At 60.4% G+C, this 16,592-nt stretch carries 14 protein-coding genes and 1 pseudogene; 12 read left to right on the plus strand and 3 right to left on the minus strand.

Annotated elements, in window-relative coordinates:
- Nucleotides 1-318: 318 nt before the first annotated feature.
- Nucleotides 319-1,218, minus strand: a complete 900-nt coding sequence (iolE, locus tag FJ417_RS27575; protein WP_140785604.1) for a myo-inosose-2 dehydratase — start codon at nucleotides 1,216-1,218, stop codon at nucleotides 319-321.
- 226 nt (nucleotides 1,219-1,444) lie between these two features.
- Between iolE and FJ417_RS27580 the strand changes: the two genes are divergently transcribed.
- Genes FJ417_RS27580 through FJ417_RS27595 form a run of 4 tightly spaced genes read left to right on the plus strand, consistent with a single transcriptional unit; the run spans nucleotide 1,445 to nucleotide 5,840 of the window.
- The gene (locus FJ417_RS27580) at nucleotides 1,445-2,935 is read left to right on the plus strand and encodes an NAD-dependent succinate-semialdehyde dehydrogenase (protein ID WP_246687560.1); all 1,491 of its coding nucleotides are present in this window, start codon (nucleotides 1,445-1,447) and stop codon (nucleotides 2,933-2,935) included.
- A complete protein-coding gene (locus tag FJ417_RS27585) occupies nucleotides 2,916-3,761 on the plus strand; it encodes an aldolase/citrate lyase family protein (protein ID WP_348639952.1) in 846 nt (281 codons plus the stop codon). The genes FJ417_RS27580 and FJ417_RS27585 overlap by 20 nt, the downstream gene beginning before the upstream one ends.
- Nucleotides 3,761-4,726 carry a hydroxyacid dehydrogenase gene (locus FJ417_RS27590; RefSeq protein WP_140785605.1) on the plus strand — a complete coding sequence of 322 codons (966 nt, stop codon included), beginning with the start codon at nucleotides 3,761-3,763 and terminating at the stop codon, nucleotides 4,724-4,726. The genes FJ417_RS27585 and FJ417_RS27590 overlap by 1 nt, the downstream gene beginning before the upstream one ends.
- The gene (locus FJ417_RS27595; RefSeq protein WP_140785606.1) at nucleotides 4,716-5,840 is read left to right on the plus strand and encodes a Gfo/Idh/MocA family oxidoreductase; all 1,125 of its coding nucleotides are present in this window, start codon (nucleotides 4,716-4,718) and stop codon (nucleotides 5,838-5,840) included. The genes FJ417_RS27590 and FJ417_RS27595 overlap by 11 nt, the downstream gene beginning before the upstream one ends.
- A gap of 143 nt (nucleotides 5,841-5,983) precedes the next feature.
- Here FJ417_RS27595 and FJ417_RS27600 read toward each other — a convergent pair.
- A pseudogene (locus tag FJ417_RS27600) lies at nucleotides 5,984-6,372 on the minus strand (tautomerase family protein).
- Between the two features lie 235 nt (nucleotides 6,373-6,607).
- Here FJ417_RS27600 and FJ417_RS27605 point away from each other — a divergent pair.
- Complete coding sequence (locus tag FJ417_RS27605; protein WP_140785607.1) at nucleotides 6,608-7,771, plus strand: substrate-binding domain-containing protein; 1,164 nt, start codon at nucleotides 6,608-6,610, stop codon at nucleotides 7,769-7,771.
- Between the two features lie 74 nt (nucleotides 7,772-7,845).
- On the opposite strand, the gene FJ417_RS27610 is transcribed toward FJ417_RS27605, so the two are convergent.
- Nucleotides 7,846-8,664 (minus strand): SDR family oxidoreductase, encoded by an 819-nt coding sequence (locus FJ417_RS27610; protein ID WP_140785608.1) that lies wholly within the window; start codon nucleotides 8,662-8,664, stop codon nucleotides 7,846-7,848.
- 146 nt (nucleotides 8,665-8,810) lie between these two features.
- Between FJ417_RS27610 and iolG the strand changes: the two genes are divergently transcribed.
- The 7 genes from iolG to FJ417_RS27645 all read left to right on the plus strand — a co-directional run bounded on the left by iolG (nucleotide 8,811) and on the right by FJ417_RS27645 (nucleotide 16,526).
- Entirely contained in the window at nucleotides 8,811-9,824 is a 1,014-nt protein-coding gene (gene iolG, locus FJ417_RS27615) for an inositol 2-dehydrogenase (protein ID WP_210240671.1), read from the plus strand.
- A gap of 379 nt (nucleotides 9,825-10,203) precedes the next feature.
- Nucleotides 10,204-11,268, plus strand: a complete 1,065-nt coding sequence (locus FJ417_RS27620) for a sugar ABC transporter substrate-binding protein (RefSeq protein WP_140785610.1) — start codon at nucleotides 10,204-10,206, stop codon at nucleotides 11,266-11,268.
- 18 nt (nucleotides 11,269-11,286) lie between these two features.
- Nucleotides 11,287-12,786 carry a sugar ABC transporter ATP-binding protein gene (locus tag FJ417_RS27625; RefSeq protein ID WP_140785611.1) on the plus strand — a complete coding sequence of 500 codons (1,500 nt, stop codon included), beginning with the start codon at nucleotides 11,287-11,289 and terminating at the stop codon, nucleotides 12,784-12,786.
- Nucleotides 12,783-13,829, plus strand: a complete 1,047-nt coding sequence (locus FJ417_RS27630) for an ABC transporter permease (RefSeq protein ID WP_140785612.1) — start codon at nucleotides 12,783-12,785, stop codon at nucleotides 13,827-13,829. The genes FJ417_RS27625 and FJ417_RS27630 overlap by 4 nt, the downstream gene beginning before the upstream one ends.
- Before the next feature lie 170 nt (nucleotides 13,830-13,999).
- Nucleotides 14,000-14,932: an aldo/keto reductase gene (locus FJ417_RS27635; RefSeq protein ID WP_246687561.1), complete on the plus strand. Its 933-nt coding sequence runs from the start codon at nucleotides 14,000-14,002 to the stop codon at nucleotides 14,930-14,932.
- Between the two features lie 211 nt (nucleotides 14,933-15,143).
- Entirely contained in the window at nucleotides 15,144-15,521 is a 378-nt protein-coding gene (locus FJ417_RS27640; RefSeq protein ID WP_140785614.1) for a nuclear transport factor 2 family protein, read from the plus strand.
- A 225-nt stretch (nucleotides 15,522-15,746) separates the two neighbouring features.
- Nucleotides 15,747-16,526 (plus strand): alpha/beta hydrolase, encoded by a 780-nt coding sequence (locus FJ417_RS27645; protein WP_140785615.1) that lies wholly within the window; start codon nucleotides 15,747-15,749, stop codon nucleotides 16,524-16,526.
- Nucleotides 16,527-16,592: the final 66 nt, after the last annotated feature.

The raw sequence follows: 16,592 nt of genomic DNA on the forward strand, positions 1-16,592 counted from the left end.
AAGACACCGACGGCAACGACATCGTCGCCTACATCACCGGCGCCAAGACCGGACAGGCGGAGCTGCAGGCCGCCTGAGGATGGAAAGACGTCTATGCCGCAAGAACCCCGGCTAAGCCTCTCCCGGTGACGTACAACCGTTAATCTTATGCCATTTTGATCTACGCCGGAATCGCGCGGTATGGTGCCGGCCATTGCCGGCCCATTGGCTCATTCCTGCCTGCATGACGACGCCCTGGTCGCCATCGGCCAGGCGACGTCAGATGCCGGCGCCCAGGCCTTGCGTGGAGTAAGTCTTTCAGCCCTTCCCGTTTTTGGGTCAGCCCTCGACGGTATAGCCTGCCAATGCCATGACGCGCAGCAGCTCGCGATGGCCGATCCTGGCCAGTTCCAGCGGCGGGTTCTTGATCGGATCCTGCTCGGCCTCGACGACAAACCAACCTTCATAGCCGTGCCCGGCGAGCCGCTTGACGATGGTCTCGAAGTCGAGCGAACCATCGCCGGGCACGGTGAAGGCGCCCTTGACCACCGCGTCGAGGAAGCTCTCGCGGGAGCGGTCCAGCCCGTCGATGATAGCTTTGCGAACATCCTTGGTGTGAACGTGGCTGATGCGGCGGTGGTGATTGTCGATCACGCGCAGCACGTCACCGCCGGCAAAGGCCATGTGGCCGGCATCGTAGAGGAGGGGTAGCGCCTCACCAGAATGTTTCATCAACAGGTGCACGTCCTGTTCGGATTCAATCGGTGCGGCCATGTGATGATGGTAGGCGATCGGCATGCCCTGGTCAGCGCACCATTCTGCGAACGCGGTCATCTTTCGGCCGTATGCCTTGATCTCCTCTTCGCTCAGGCGACGACGGGTGGCGAGCGGCGCTGAACGGTTGCCCTGGATCGTGCCCGCGGTCTCGCCATAGACGATGCAGGGCGCGCCCACGGCCTTGAACAGCGTCATCTGTTCGGCAATGCGATCCTTCTCGCGGGCGATGTCGCCATCGAGCAGCAGGCCCGAGAACCAGCCGCCGCAGACCTTCATGCCATACGTATCCAGGATCGGTCCGAGCACGCCGGCGTCCATCGGGAAACGGCGCCCGGTTTCCATGCCTGAGAAGCCGGCCTCCCGCGCTTCCGAAAGGCATCCCTCGAGCGAAATGTCGCCACTCAGTTCCGCAAGATCGTCGTTCCACCACGCGATCGGCGCGATGCCAAGCTTGGCTTTCATGCTCTGATTTCTCCTTCCCCAGGGGACGCAAATGGCTGCGTTGCGATCTATTATGAAATGTCTATTGACAAATCAATAGATGCTGCAATGATTATTGCAATACGGTTTTAGGGAGGACTGCGCCAGCTCGCGCAGGGCACGCGATCCACCGGGCATGCCGAGGATCAGCGTAGCCGGAGGCTGCTCCGAACGGAGTGAAACACCCGTCCCGCAATGCCGGAATCTTGTGATCGCCGCGCTGTCTGCGTGGCGTGTCTCGTGCTGTTTTCAGGATGCTCAGATGTATCGCGACTACGGACTTTTCATCGATGGAGCCTGGCACTCAACGGGCGGGGGAGGCCTAACCCCGGTATTTAGTCCGGTCACCGAAAGGGCGCTCGGCGAGGTCGCTTGTGCCAATGGAGAAGACACTCGCGACGCACTCGAAAGTGCCCAACGGGGGTTTCGTTCATGGAAAGCAAAATCCGCCTTCGAGCGGGCCGATGCTCTGCATCGGATTGCCGACGAAATGCTGCGCCGCAAGGATGAAGGGGCGCGGATGATCTCCAGCGAGACCGGCAAGCCGCTCGCCCAGTCGGAGCGGGAATGGGCTCTCGCGGTCGATCAATTCCGCTGGCATGCCGAGGAGGCGCGTCGCATCTACGGGCGTGTCATCGAGAGCCGTGTACCCAGCGGGCGTTTCGAGGTCCTGCATGAGCCTGTTGGCGTCGCCGCGGCCTTCACGGCCTGGAATTTCCCCGCAGCACTGGTGGCCCGCAAGGTCGCACCGGCCCTGGCCGCCGGTTGCTCGATCGTGGTGCGTCCCTCGAGCCAGACCCCGGGCACGGCCATGGTCATGGTCGACTGCATGCGAGCGGGCAACCTGCCTACGGGCGCAGTCAGCCTTCTGGTCGGTCCTACGGAAGCCACCTACACGCCGATCATGGCGTCGAAAGTAGTCCGGAAAGTCTCCCTGACCGGCTCCACGCGGGTCGGTCAGCAGATGATCCGCGATGCCGCCGACACCGTCAAAACGGTTTCGATGGAATTGGGGGGCAACGCGCCGCTGATCGTCTTCGACGATGCCGATCTCGAAACCGCACTCGGTGTGGCGGTACCGACCAAATATGCCAATGCCGGACAGGTCTGCGTCACGCCCGACCGCTTCTTCATCCATGAAAGCCTGCATGACAAATTCGTCGAGGGCTTCGTCTCCCGGGCCAAGTTGCTGAAGCTCGGTGACGGTCTCGATGCCTCGGTGCAGATGGGACCGCTCATCAACGGCAAGCGGCTGTCAGACATCGAGGCCGTGGTTGCGGAGGCCGAACGGCAAGGGGCAACGATCGCCGCTGGCGGCCGCCGTGCGGCGACCTTCAACGCCGGGCATTTCTTCGAGCCCACGGTGCTGACCAACGTTAGCGACGACATGGCGGTCTTCGCCGAGGAGAATTTCGGTCCGGTGGCAGCGATCACCTCGTTCTCCAGCGACGACGAGGCGCTGCAACGCGCCAACACCTCCGACATGGGGCTTTCGGCCTACGCGTTCACGCAAAGTCCGAAGCGTGCGCGCCGGGCGGTTGCCGAACTGAAGGCTGGAATGGTCGGCATCAATAGCTTCGCGCTTGCGGCCTCGGAGGCACCCTTCGGCGGCACCAATTTCTCAGGCATGGGCAGGGAAGGGGGCATCGAGTCGATCAAGGACTACCTCGATACCAAGCTTGCCCAGGTCGTTTTCTAAGGGCTGCGCCATGATCCCCAATACTCTCAAAAAGCTCTGGGCCGACGGCCGTCCGACCATCAACGGCTGGCTTTCGATAGGCAACTCGTTCACCGCCGAGATCATGGCCGCGCAAGGTTATGACAGCATCGGCATCGACCTGCAGCACGGTGCGCTCGACTACAACGCCATGCTGCCCATGCTGCAGGCCATGCGCGCCTCGGGCGTCACCCCGCTGGTGCGCGTCCCCTGGCTCGAGCCGGGCATCATCATGAAGGCGCTGGATGGCGGCGCCTACGGGATCATCTGCCCGATGATCAACACCGCGGAGGAAGCCGCACGATTTGTCTCCTACCTACGATACCCGCCGTCCGGACAACGGTCATTCGGGCCAACCCGCGCCAATTTCGCCGTCGGTGCGAACTATGCGGCGGAAGCCAATGGCGAAATCCTTGCCTTCGCGATGGTCGAGACCGCGGACGCGATGGCTAATCTCGATGCGATCGCGGCCACGCCGGGGCTCGACGGCATTTATGTCGGGCCGGCTGATCTGACCTTCAGCCTGCACGGCGGTCGCCTGCCTCCTGCTTTCGATCGCGAAGAACCGGAAATGATCGAGGCTCTGCAAGCGATTGTGCGGGCCTGCCACAATCACGGTATTCGCGCCGCGCTGCATTGCGGTACTCCGGAATATGCGGGGCGCGCCGTGGCATGGGGCTTCGACATGACCACCGTCTCCAATGACGTGCGGCTGCTCGCCGGCGCGGCCGACGCCGCTGTGAAGCGGTTCCGGGCACTGACGGCCGGAGCGCTCACTAAGGGTGACGACGTCAAGGGAGGCTATTGATGCCGCACGTTCTCATCGCCGGCAAACTGCATCCGAGCGGGATCGCCCTGCTCGACGAGACTCCAGGAGTAACCTACGACTACGTCGAGGAGGTTTCCGAGCCCGGCTATGCTTCGCTCATCGGCAGGGCCGATGGACTGGTCATTCGAACCCAACCACTGTCCGCTCCCACCGTCGAGAAGGCGCAAAACCTCCGTATCGTCTCGCGGCATGGGGTCGGCTACGACTCCGTCGACCTGCCGGCGCTTAATAAGCGCGGAATCGCGCTTGCCGTCGTTGGCGACGTCAATTCCGTCTCCGTGGCCGAGCATGCCATGATGCTGCTGCTGGCGGCCGCGAAGCGCACGCTGCGCGCCGATCGGGCCGTTCGCGAAAATGGCTGGAACTGGCGCAACAAGCTTGAAGCGTCGGAACTAGCGGGCAAGCGACTGCTCATTCTGGGCTACGGCCGGATCGGTCGGCATCTTGCCCGTATGGCCGCCGGTTTTTCCATGCAGGTCGCGGCCTATGACCCGTTTCTCGAAAAGCTCGGTTGGCCGGTGGGTCCTGTCTCCTCAATCAGCCACCTTGATACAGCGCTGGGCTGGGCGGACGCGATTTCGGTGCATGCTCCCAAGAGTAACAGTCCGCTCATCGCCGCCCGTGAGTTCCGATACCTGAAGCGTGGCGCCATTCTGATCAACACCGCACGCGGCGGCGTGGTCGACGAGACTGCGCTCATTGAAGCACTGCTTACCGGCCGTGTAGCGGCCGCCGGGCTCGACGTCTTTGACAATGAGCCGCCGGCGGCCGATGACCAGTTGCTGGCGATGGATCAGGTCATCCTCACGCCGCACATTGCGGGCCTTACGGTCGAATGCGGCGAACGCATGGCTATTTCCTCGGTCAAGAACGTCCTCGATTTCTTCGAGGGCAAGATCGATCCTACGCTCGTCGTCAATGGGGCCGAGATCAATGGGGAATGAAAAACCCAAGTTAAAAATCGGGCTGATCGGCACCGGCTTCATGGGCAAAACCCATTCGTTTGGCTTTGCCGCGGCGGAACGTGTTTTCGATCTGCCATTCGAGCTTGAGCTTCATACCGTCGCGGACCGCACCGAAGAACTTGCCGTCGCAGCCGCGCGTACGCTCGGCTTCAAGAACGCTACCGGCGATTGGCGCCGACTTGTCGGCGATCCGGATATCGATCTCGTCGACATCACCGCGCCAAACGCGTTTCACCGCGAGATGGCGCTGGCCGCGATCGCCGCCGGCAAGCATGTCTATTGCGAGAAGCCGCTTGCACCGCGCGCTGCAGAGGCCGCCGAGATGGCAAAGGCTGCCGTGTCTGCCGGCGTAAGCACGCAGGTCGGATTCAACTATCTGTGCAATCCGATGATGGCCCTGGCCCGTGAACTCATCGCGACCGGTGAGCTTGGCGAAATCCGCAGCTATCGCGGGATTCACGCCGAAGACTACATGGGTGATGCGGAAGGCCCCTTCACCTTCCGCCTCGACCCGGTAGGTGGCGGTGCGCTGGCCGATCTCGGCAGTCATGCCCTGGCGACCGCCGAGTTCCTGGTCGGCCCGATCGAGCGCGTACTTGGCGACGCGGTGACCGTGATCAACAGTCGTCCGGATGGCAAGGGCGGCCGTACCGCCGTCGAGGTCGACGACATCGGCCGGGCTTTCTTGCGCTTCGCCAGCGGCGCCACCGGCAGCATCGAGGCGAGTTGGGTGGCGACCGGCCGCAAGATGCAGCACGATTTCGAGATTTACGGCTCGAAAGGGGCGCTGAGCTTCAGCCAGGAGCGCCTCAACGAACTGCAATTCTACACCACTGCGGAAGCCGGTCGCGTTCGCGGCTTCCGACGCATTGAGGCCGGGCCTGATCATCCGCCCTATGGGCTGTTTTGCGTGGCGCCCGGCCATCAGCTTGGTTTCAACGATCTCAAGGCCATCGAGGTCGCGCTGTTTCTCGAAGCCATCGCGGGGCTCCGTCCCGAGCCATTCAGCTTCCGCTCCGGACAGCGCATCCAGCAACTGGTCGAAGCGATCCATAGCTCGGCGACTGCGGGCCGCTGGGTCAGCACAGCTTGATGGCGACCTCGAATGCGGCACTCCGCGGGTCGCGGCTGAACCACCTTCGCTCGGCCAGGCTTGCCAGTTTGGCAGGCGATGAATTCTGGGCTGTGGACGTCCACGTAGCCAGGGATCCGTCGGGCGGTGAAGTTCGGCGCGCCCTATAAGTCCCCGGTTAAGAATTGGGCGCGCCCGAATCCGAAACTCCAATCACCATCGCGATTCTCAACGCAGGAGATCATGAGGTCCGCAGGTGCAACGCCGCAGCGTTGTCCGAGATTTTCAAGAAGCGACGCGTAAAACCGCTCCTTCATTTGCTGGCTTCTTGGCCGCGTCGTCACATGGATCAGGACCCGGCTATCTGTTCGCTCAAAGCCAAGACCAGTATCCTCCATGAGCAAATGCGATGGCTCGTGCTCGTGCAGAACCTGATAACGGCCCGCACAGGTGCCTCAAAAGCTTCGACCATTGCGTTATGTATCGCCTGCAACAGCGTAGCTGTTTGTTCCGCGCTCCTGCCTTTGACGACATGAACATTGAGTAAGGGTATAATCGGTCCTTCCGAGATTCTATCGGACGTGTTTGCTGATGGTCCGCGCGCTTGCCGCCTTCTTTTCCGGGCTATCCGCAGGCCGGCATGGAACAGGGCCTGCGCGTGGCCGCTTGATCTGCCAGCACCTCATTGAGCAACTGCTCCAGACCATAATCAATGATCCCGTGCGATTACGCAAGGAATATTGCGTAATCGCAAAGTTCCAGTATTGTCGTCCCGAAAAGGATCGACCATGCTGCTTTCGCGATCAAAGCCTCAATCTGCCAGCGAGCTGATGACCACTTTGAATTCGGCTCAAGGCAGTATGGGTAAGGGCGGACGGCGCGTGGCGAATTTCTTCATCGCGAACCTTGGTGAGACGGCGCTCCTGTCAAGTTCCGAGGTCGCCAGTCGCTGCGGCGTGAACGCATCGAGCGTGGTGCGATTCGTCCAGACTTTGGGATTTTCCGGCTACCGCGAATTTCAATCGATTCTGCAACAACATTTGTGCAAGTCGATGGTGGACGCCAGGCACTCAGGCGCCGGCGGGATTTCGCTGCCCGAGATTTCAAAGCCGCTGCGTCTTTATCTTCTCGCCGATTCCGGACGATCGTTCAACGAGGCCGCGGAAGCCGCCGCGAAGACCTTCAGCGCGCAAAACCCGTCGATCGAAATTGAAACAGAATCCCATGTCTCACACGCTGTCGAACCTGAGGAATTCGCGCGCCGGATTAAGAGCGCGGCCGAAAAGTCGGATGGCATTATTCTGGTCGCCAGAGAGCACCCGGCAATCAACGATGCCGTGAGGGCGGCCACGGGACGGGGCCTCCCGGTGATCTGCCTGACCACCGATCTTCCCTTGTCGGGAAGGGCAGCCTACGTCGGCTCGGATCAGTATGTATCGGGGGCTACGGCGGCCTGGCTATGTGGTCGAATGCTCCCACGTGGGACAGCCGGCAAAGTCCTGTTTGTGTGCAGCGTGCCATTTCGCTGCCAGCAGGATCGCGAGCAGGGGTTCAGACACGTTCTGCGAACAGAATTCTCATCCTTGGCCATCGATGAAAGGGTAAGTTCCGACGAGAGCATTGAGGTCATCTATGACGCCGTCCGGCGATATATAGGAAAGAATGGCCCGCCAGCGGCTATCTACAATGTTTCAGGCGCCAACCTGGGAGTTGGGCGCGCGCTTGAAGCTGAAGGTCTTACTCATTCGACCGTGTTTATCGGCCATGAGTTGAACACGAACTCGCGGTCGTTGCTCGAGCGGGGCATCATGGACGTGACGATCGGTCATGACTTCGACCGTGAAGTCGCGCTGTCCGTCGAGTGCATAAGGATGGCGCTGCAGGGCGTTCAGCCTGTCAATCGCATAACGCAAAGCCAGGTCTTCACCCGTTTCAATTGCGCTATCTTCTGATTGACTGAACCATTCTGCGTTAGGGGATGAATTGGCAACTGAAACGGTTCCGCGCTTCAGTGGCCGTCGGCCCTCTAGATCGTCAGCTTCGAGACCGGGGTCGGAGGTGCGAAGGGGTAGGCGCCCCAGACTGACTGGTCGAAATTGATTACAGAGCCAGTCATCATCCCGGCATCTTCCGAAGCCAAAAAGGTGACCGCCTTGGCCACTTCCGCGGGAGCCAGAAGTCGCTCAAAAGGTTGTTCGGCCGCAGCCTTTTCGAGCCAGTTTGCGTCCGCGCCATGATACTCGCGCTGGATGCGGTCCTCGCCGTCGGAAGCCATCCAGCCGATGTTCAGCTGATTGACCCGGATCTTGTTCCGCATCGTTGCAAACGCCGTGTTGCGGGTAAGCGTGGCAAGGGCACCCTTGGAGGCGCAGTAGGATGCGATAAACGGCTGCCCGGCGAGCGCCGAGGTAGAGCCAATGTTCACGATCGCTCCTTCGATATTGTCTCGGACCATCCGCCGAATTGCTTCCTGCATTAGGAAAAAGGGAGCGCGCGTATTGATTGCGAACATCCGGTCGAAAAGCTCTTCGCTGGTGTTGAGGATGTCGCCTCGGTCCGTAAGGCCGGCGGCATTCACCAGGACATCGACGCGCCCAAAGGCCGTATCCGCGGCCTCAATGACCGTCCTGCAATCGGCTACGTTCGCCAGATCGGCCTGGACAAAGCGAACGACGCAGCCCGTTTTAGCCTCGATCGCTGCAGCGACGGCGCCGCCCTTGTCGGCGTTGCGCCCGCAGGTGACAATTCCGGCGGCGCCCGCATCCGCGAAATGCATGGCGATCGCAGCACCCAATCCCTGTGTGCCGCCGGTGACCACCGCAAATTTCCCATCGACTCTATTCATCTTTTGACACCTCCTCAGCCTGCAATGAAATTTGCAGAAGAAATCAATGCGGAATTTGTATTGACACACATGCGAAAATGCAAGATATTTTGCACGTGCACGCAAGGAATGGTGCTCGACCCGCATGACGGGCCGTAGGGAGGAAATTGATGTTGCGTATCGCCGTGCTCGGCTGTGGCCGAATTGGTCAAATGCATGCTGCCAATGTCGCGCGGCATCCCCGATCCAAGTTGGCGGGGGTATTTGATGTCAATTCAGAGGCGGCCGAAAGGGTCGCGGCGGCCCAAGGCGTCAAGGCTGCGGCCAGCCCAGAGGAGATTTTCGCGTCCGACGCGGTGGACGCCGTTCTGATCGCCACCGCAACGCCCACCCATGCCGACTACATAGAAATGGCAGTCGCTGCGGGCAAAGCGGTTCTGTGTGAAAAGCCGATCGACCTTAGCCTCGCCCGCGTCCAGGCGTGCGCCGCCAAGATCGGTGAGACCAAAATCCCGATCCAACTCGGCTTCAACCGTCGTTACGATCCCGGGCACAGTGCAGCGCGAACGGCGATGCTGGCTGGCGATATAGGCGAACTGCACCAGGTCATTATCACGTCACGCGACCCCGCGTTGCCACCGAAAGCCTATTTGGAGGCTGCGGGCGGGCTATTCCGCGACATGACGATCCACGACTTCGATTTGGCTCGCTTCATGCTCGGCGAAGAGCCAACCGAGGTCTTCGCTCTTGCCAATGCACTCATCGATCCGGCCCTCGGAAAGGAACTCGACGAAGTCGACAGTGCGATGTTCATCCTGAGGACTGCGTCGGGCAAGCAATGCCACATCAACAACTCGCGCACGGCGGTCTACGGCTACGATCAGCGCGTTGAGCTGATCGGAAGCGCGGGCATGCTCCTTTCGGACAACCGCAAACCTCACGAATTGCGCCGCTTTACCAGCACGGCCGCCGAGGCGAGCCAGCCGTACCAGTTCTTCTTTCTTGAGCGCTACCAGGAAGCCTTCACGGCGGAGATCGATGGGTTCGTGGACTGTGTGGAGAAAGGCGCCGTTCCGCTGGCTAGTTTCGAAGACGGGCGCCGCGCGCTCATCCTGGCGGAAGCGGCTTACAAATCCATGAAAGAGCAACGTTTAGTGCGTGTCTCCGAAGTGGCTGCATGAAGCATTAGGCGCGGATCCGCAGGAGGATGAACGATCCGCGCAGTGGGAGGAGTGGTGTTTGGTGAAGTATGGGCTCGCACGGATAGCCGTGTGGGGAAATGACCGAGACCAGTCCCGCAATGGCGCGGGCATCTTGGCTGTGCCCTCCTTGCGATCAGGATCGAAGGAGAACCGCGAAAGCGTGGCCTCACTCCCGACTTCTCCAGCAGGGCTCTTTCAGTGCGGGCCAGGCAAGCACTGCAATAGCATTTGCGGGTGACGACATCGCGAACGGTGTCTCATCGCAAGGTAGAACCTTTCTGTGGTGAGCACAGAAGGCCTAAGCGGCGTCAAGCCCGGCTCAACGGGCGGTCGGACCGTGCAACAAAAGGAGGAATCGATGAAATTTCCAACTCTCCCCATTTCTCGCCGCAGGGCCGCCAGCACGGTGGCTTTCGGCGCGCTGTTCCTGGCAATAACCGCTGGGACCGCGCTTGCAGAATACAAGGCTGCGGACGTGAGGATCGGTTTTACCCCGAAGTTTCTCAAGGATGATTTCCAGACCCTGATGCTGGATCTCTCGAAGAAGGCCTTCGATGCAAAGGGTTTCACCCTGGTCGGTGCTCCTGATCCCAATGGCGATATCGCGGCCGAAGTCGATGCGCTCCAGAACCTGATTGCCAACGGCGCCAACGTCCTGGTCTTCGCTCCCATCGACGCCGCGGGAATCGTTCCCGCGGTCAAGAAGGCGAATGACGCCAACGTCCTCGTCTTCTCGATCGACGATGCTCCCGCGGGCGGCAAAGTGACGGCGACGGTGCGCGCGGACAATGTCGACGCCGGCGTTCAAGGCGCCAAGGAGATGGTCAAGCGTCTGCAGGCCAAGCCATGCTGGACCGACAACAGCTGTATCGTGCTCGAGCTGCAGGGCGCCCTGACCACACCCAACGGCCGTGATCGCTCCGATGGTTTTTCCAAAACGTTGCACGAGCTCGCGCCCAAGGTGAATCTGATACAGCGCCCGACCGAATGGACTGCCGACATGGCTGCCGATGCTGCGCAGAACGTCCTCACCCAGAATCCTTCATTGAGCGGCATCTTCATGGCGTCCGAGCTCATGGCATCGGCCGTGAATGCCCAGCTCACCAACGGCGGCAAGGGCGCTCCGGTGGGTGATCCGAACTCAGTGATCCGCATAGCAATCGATGGAACGCCTCAAGGGCTGCAGCTGATCCGCGGCAAAGCCCTCGACGCGACGGTGTCACAGCCCCTGAGCGCCTATGCGACCAAGACGGCCGACCTGATCGAACTCGTCTCCAAGGGTGGCAAGATCGAGATCGGACCACGTGACGACGGCCAGGTTATCGATACATCCGTTGGACCGCAGTACCAGCTCAAGGCGACGCTGGTGACAACCGACAATGTGGATTCACCTGATCTCTGGGCGAACAAGGTCGGCAAATAAGTTCAGGAGGAACCAGCCGTGGAGCCGAAGATCATGGACAACGCGCGACCCATCGTCGAGATGCGTGACATCGCCAAGACCTTTGGCTCGACCCGGGCTCTTCGCGGCGTGAATTTCACCGTCATGCGCGGTGAGGTTCACGCCCTGTTGGGCCGCAATGGCGCGGGAAAGAGCACGCTTGTTTCCACCTTGAGCGGATACGTTTCGGCCGATACCGGATCGATCAGGATTGGAGAGGTCGAGGTAGAAGCGGTCGGCCAAAACTACGCGCCGAGCATTCGCAAGCTGATTGCCCACGTTCAACAAACGCCTCAGCTGTTCAACCTTCTGACGGTGGCGGAGAACCTTTTTTTGGAGAATCCTCTCGTCCGCAGAGGTTTCGGCGTGGTGAGCCATAAGCTGATGCTGGAGCGTGCAGCTGACCTGCTGAGCGAATGGAACATGGACATCCAGCCCCGCTCGCTGGCAGGGGAGCTGGGCGCCGGGATGAGACAGCTGCTCGAGATCATGAAGGCCCTCAGTCGGGGCGTGCCCATCATGATCCTGGACGAGCCAACCGCGGCGTTGAGCAATGCGGAAAAACGCATTCTGTTCGAGCATGTGAGGGCACTCAAAGCCAAGGGAGTCTCGTTCGTCTACATCTCGCACCACCTCGACGAGGTTTTCGAGATTGCCGATACAGTCACGATCTTGAGGGACGGGAAGGTCGTTAAGGAACGCGAGCCCGTGGAGCGTCTGGACGTAGAAACCATCGCCGACCTTATGATGGGCGAAAAGACGGTCCGAAGCACGCGCCAGGACTTCATGGCGGATGAAGCGCCTATTCTGCTCCAGGCCAAGGGAATTCGGCTCGACCGTTTTTCGGAAAAGGACATCGACTTCGAGGTAAGGGCGGGCGAGATCGTAGCCCTGGCAGGTCCCGTAGGCGGCGGGAAGGAAGCGCTCGCAATGGTGCTTGCTGGCCAGCAAAGGCCTGAGAACGGCGAGGTGTTCAGCCCGCGTGGCAAGCTGCCGACTATCGGCCTGGTTCCCACCGACAGGCATGCAAGCGGCTATGTCGGCATTCTGGGTGTTCGCGAGAATGTAGCGATCGGCGGCCTCGACGTCTTGTCCGGCAAACTGGGTTTTATCAGCAAAGGCAAGGAAGCTAGGCATGTCGGGCGCCTTGCCCAGCAGACGAACGTAATCGCTTCGTCTCTGGAGCAAGCGGTGAGCCAGCTCAGCGGCGGCAATCAGCAGAAGGTCGTTTTCGCGCGCGCGCTTTGTCGAGCTCCCGAGGTCATTGTCGCTCTCAGTCCAACCCGCGGCGTCGATGTGGGAGCCAAGGAGCAGCTCTATTCGCTGTTGCGCGATCTTGCCAGCAAGGGATTGGGGGTTGTGGTCGTCTCGGACGAGGAAGACGAAATTGATCAGCTGGCCAACCGGGTCGCTATCGTGTTCGAGGGGCACGTCGTTGACGAACTGGTGGGTGAATACACAATCAAAGATCTAATCCTGCGAATGGAGGGCGTCGTATGAGCACCGATATCGTGAGCAAATCAACGCCGAAGAAGGAACATTCCGGACAGTCACGACTGTCCGCCTATGGGAGCGGCTTTGTGGCCGGTGGATATACGATGTACCCGGTCCTTCTCATACTGGTGATCATTGGTGCCATCGTTGCTCCTCGGTTCGCCACGGCGGCCAATCTGCTGAATATCCTCGACCAGGTGAGCGTTCTGGGCCTGACGACAATCGGCCTGACTTTCGTCGTCCTGATAGGTCGACTGGATCTCTCACTCGAGGGAATTGTCGGCTTCGCTCCGATGTTGGCAGCCGTCACCCTGGTGCCTGCGGCGGCTGGCGGGCTTGGATTGGAGTTGCCGAGTTGGACTGGCCTATTCGTTGCCCTGGGTACTGCGGGGTTGATCGGGTTTTTCAATGGTTTCATGGTCGTCAGGGTGGGCCTCAACCCGTTCATCTCGACGCTCGGGCTGCTTGTGCTGCTTCGCGGCGGAGTGCTGATCATTTCCAACGGGCGTTCGATCTACTCTCCCGGCAAAGCGCTGACCTATCTCGGCTCCGAGAGTTGGTTCGGTGTTCCTGTTTCGGTGATCGTTTTCATTGTGGTCGCGGCTGTGGTCGGCCTGGTCTTTCACTACCACCGCTACGGCCGGGCGTTGTATGCTATCGGCGGCAATGAAGACGCCGCGAGGGCCGCCGGCATTAACGTGGACAGGATCATTTGGTCGGCGTTTGTCTTTGCGGCTCTCTTGGCGGGTCTGGCCGGTGTTCTGATGACGGGGCGCCTTGACTCGACGGTGACAACCCAAGGACAGGGGATCATTTTCTCCGCCTTTGCGGCCGCGGTGATCGGGGGCGTAAGTCTTGGCGGCGGCCGAGGGACAATCGTTGGAGTTGTTAGCGGAGTGCTCTTGATCGGCGTCATCAACAACTTGCTCACGCTGGCGCAGGTTCCGTCCTTTTACGTTCAGGCATCCACCGGTGCCGTCATCATAGTGGCAGCGGTGCTGACGACGATCGCGAGCCAGCGCTCGAGCGGCGTGCGAACCCGAACCTGAGATATTATGCCGGCAGGGACCAAGGGTTTCTGCCGGCATAACTGCCAAGCTCGAATGTGGGTGCGTGCACGGCTTCAACACAGTGGACACTCAACGGGTCGAAGTCCGCTCTTGTTGCTAGTCCTAACGTGGAGGCGGCGGTGAAACGGAGACCAATCGGACGGACTGGATTGGAAGTTACCGAGATCTGTTTCGGAACAGCTCCACTCGGCGGGATGCCGGACACGTATGGCTATAGCGTCGACGAAGCCACCGCCCTTGTGACCATCCGAGCGATTTTCGACGGTCCGGTCAATTTCATGGACACATCCCGCAACTACGGCTTTGGCCGCAGCGAGGAGCGGATTGGAACGGTGATCAGGGAGCGCGGAGGTCTTCCTCCAGGATTTGTGCTTTCGACGAAATTAGACCGGGATATGGGTACAGGCCGCTTCGACGCCGGTCGCGCTAGGCAGTCGCTCGAGGAGAGCCTTCTGGCGCTCGGTCTCGATCGCGTTCACATACTGCACCTTCACGACCCTGAGCATTCCGCCGAAATCGGCGAGATCACGCGGCCAGGCGGCGCGCTCGATGAATTGTTTCGGATAAAAGAGGAAGGTCTGGCGACCGCGGTGGGGCTGGCAATGGGCCGTCTCGATATCATGCTGCCGATCGTGAGAGACAGGCCGTTTGACGTCTTGCTCAACCACAATCGCTTCACACTTTTGAACAGGTCGGCAAGTGACCTATTTGACCTAGCCAACGAAAGGGGAATAGCTGTGCTCAATGCGGCTCCCTATGCCGGTGGCGTTTTGGCAAAGGGAAGCTCGGCTGTTTCTCGGATTACGTATCAAGAGATTGACCAAGTTAGACTGACGCCTGTGCGTGAGGTCGAGGCCGTGTGCAAAAAGCATGGCGTTGCTCCCGGCGCGGTGGCGATTCAGTTCTCGCTGAATGACCCGAGGATAACCTCGACCGTTGCAGGTGTTTCCAAGCCCGAAAGAGTCGCTCAGACCCTCGATTGGGCCACTGTGAAGGTGCCCGACCAGGCTTGGGATGAGCTTAGGGAGATAGGTTATTCCGTGGATGATCCAGAGGCTGAGCGAATTTACAAACCAGGGTAGCTTCGGGGACTAACTCTGTCCAAGTAGGTTCCGCTCCGATCCGAGCTTGCCGTAGTCACAGTGCGCTCAGAAGCCCACGCGAGTGCGTCATCGGCTCCCGACTTCCGACAGCGCGTGATCTAGGCGTGGAACCAAAGTGCATGAAGCGACCGGTTCGAGACCTGGCTGGGGCCGATACTGGCTTGCTGACTACGCACCTCGGAGAACAGAAATGAGAACGGATGACTTCGAAAGAAGCCTGGTCACTTGCCTCGCTGAAGCGCTCAACGCACGCGATCTGGTGCGTGCGCGGAGCTATCTGGCGGATGATCTGCATTTTGTTGGGATGTTCGGTCCGCCAATCGATGGGCCTGATGCATATATCGCCGCCATGGCGCGCCTCGGTGCTCAACAGACGACAGTGAAGTGTCTCGTCGAAGGCGACGAGGTTGCGTGCCAATACTACCTTGCTCTGCCCTCAAGGCCAAGTACGCCGATATTCTGTTGCGGATGGTTCACGATCAGCGATGGCCGGATAAAATCGCTGCGCGTCGTGTTCGATCCGACACCTCTCGGCAAAACTCCAGACCGCGTTCTGGATAGAACTTAGCGCATGGGCCGCCGATCGCTGCCAGACGACAGGGGCGCAAGTCGACGAGATCGTGAGCAGACCTCTTCATTGAACACGAGGCGAAGATCACGAAGCGGTGACGGCCGTAACGAAGCCCCGGTAGGCTGCGAAGCTTGGGCATGGGCGGCATGAGTGCGGCTCATCTGGCTCGAGATTTGATGCCAATTGGATCCAAGTCTGCCACCCTCCCAAGGAGTTCACGACATGCTAAATAGACGTACTTTCTCCACCGCACTCGCCGCTGGAATGGCAACAACTTTGTTGACTGGCGCCGACAAGGCACGAGCGCAGACGGGCTCCAAGATTCGCAATGTTGTCCTGGTCCATGGCGCGTATGCCGATGGCTCGTCCTGGTCGGAGGTGATTGGAATTCTTCAGAAGGCCGGCTTCAACGCTACCGCTGTCCAACATCCGCTGACCACCCTGGAGGCGGGCGTCGAGGCAACGCGTCGCGCGATCGCCCTTCAGGATGGACCGACCATACTTGTCGGACATTCCTTTGCCGGCATGATCGTCACCGAGGCAGGGATCGATCCGAAGGTTTCCTCGCTCGTCTACGTCGCGGCCCGCGCGCCGGATGCCGCCGAAGACTATACGGCGCTCGCCAAGACTTTCCCTGCGCCGCCCGCCTCCGCCGGCCTTGTCTGGTCCGGAGGCTATGGCAAGCTCGGAGAAGAGGCTTTCCTGCGAGATTTCGCCGGCGATCTTCCTAGCGAGAAGGCGCGCATCCTTTATGCCGTGCAGGCACCGATCTCGGACCAGCTATTCTCCGGAAAGACGACGCAAGCGGCCTGGCGCTCGAAGCCAAGCTGGTACGCCGTCTCGACCGAGGATCGCACGATCAACCCGGATCTCGAGCGCTTCATGGCCAAGCGCATGAACGCAAAGACCATAGAGGTGAAGGCAAGCCACTTGTCGTTGATTTCTCATCCGCATGAGATTGCTCAGCTCATCCTGGAAGCCGCCGGGCGGCAGAGCGCCTGACGAGGCTTCGGATAAAGGAGCGGCGCGGAAGGTGCAGCCTCCGCAGCGCGTCCCGTCAAGCGAATT

The organism is Mesorhizobium sp. B3-1-7 (assembly GCF_006439385.1).
Classification (GTDB): domain Bacteria; phylum Pseudomonadota; class Alphaproteobacteria; order Rhizobiales; family Rhizobiaceae; genus Mesorhizobium.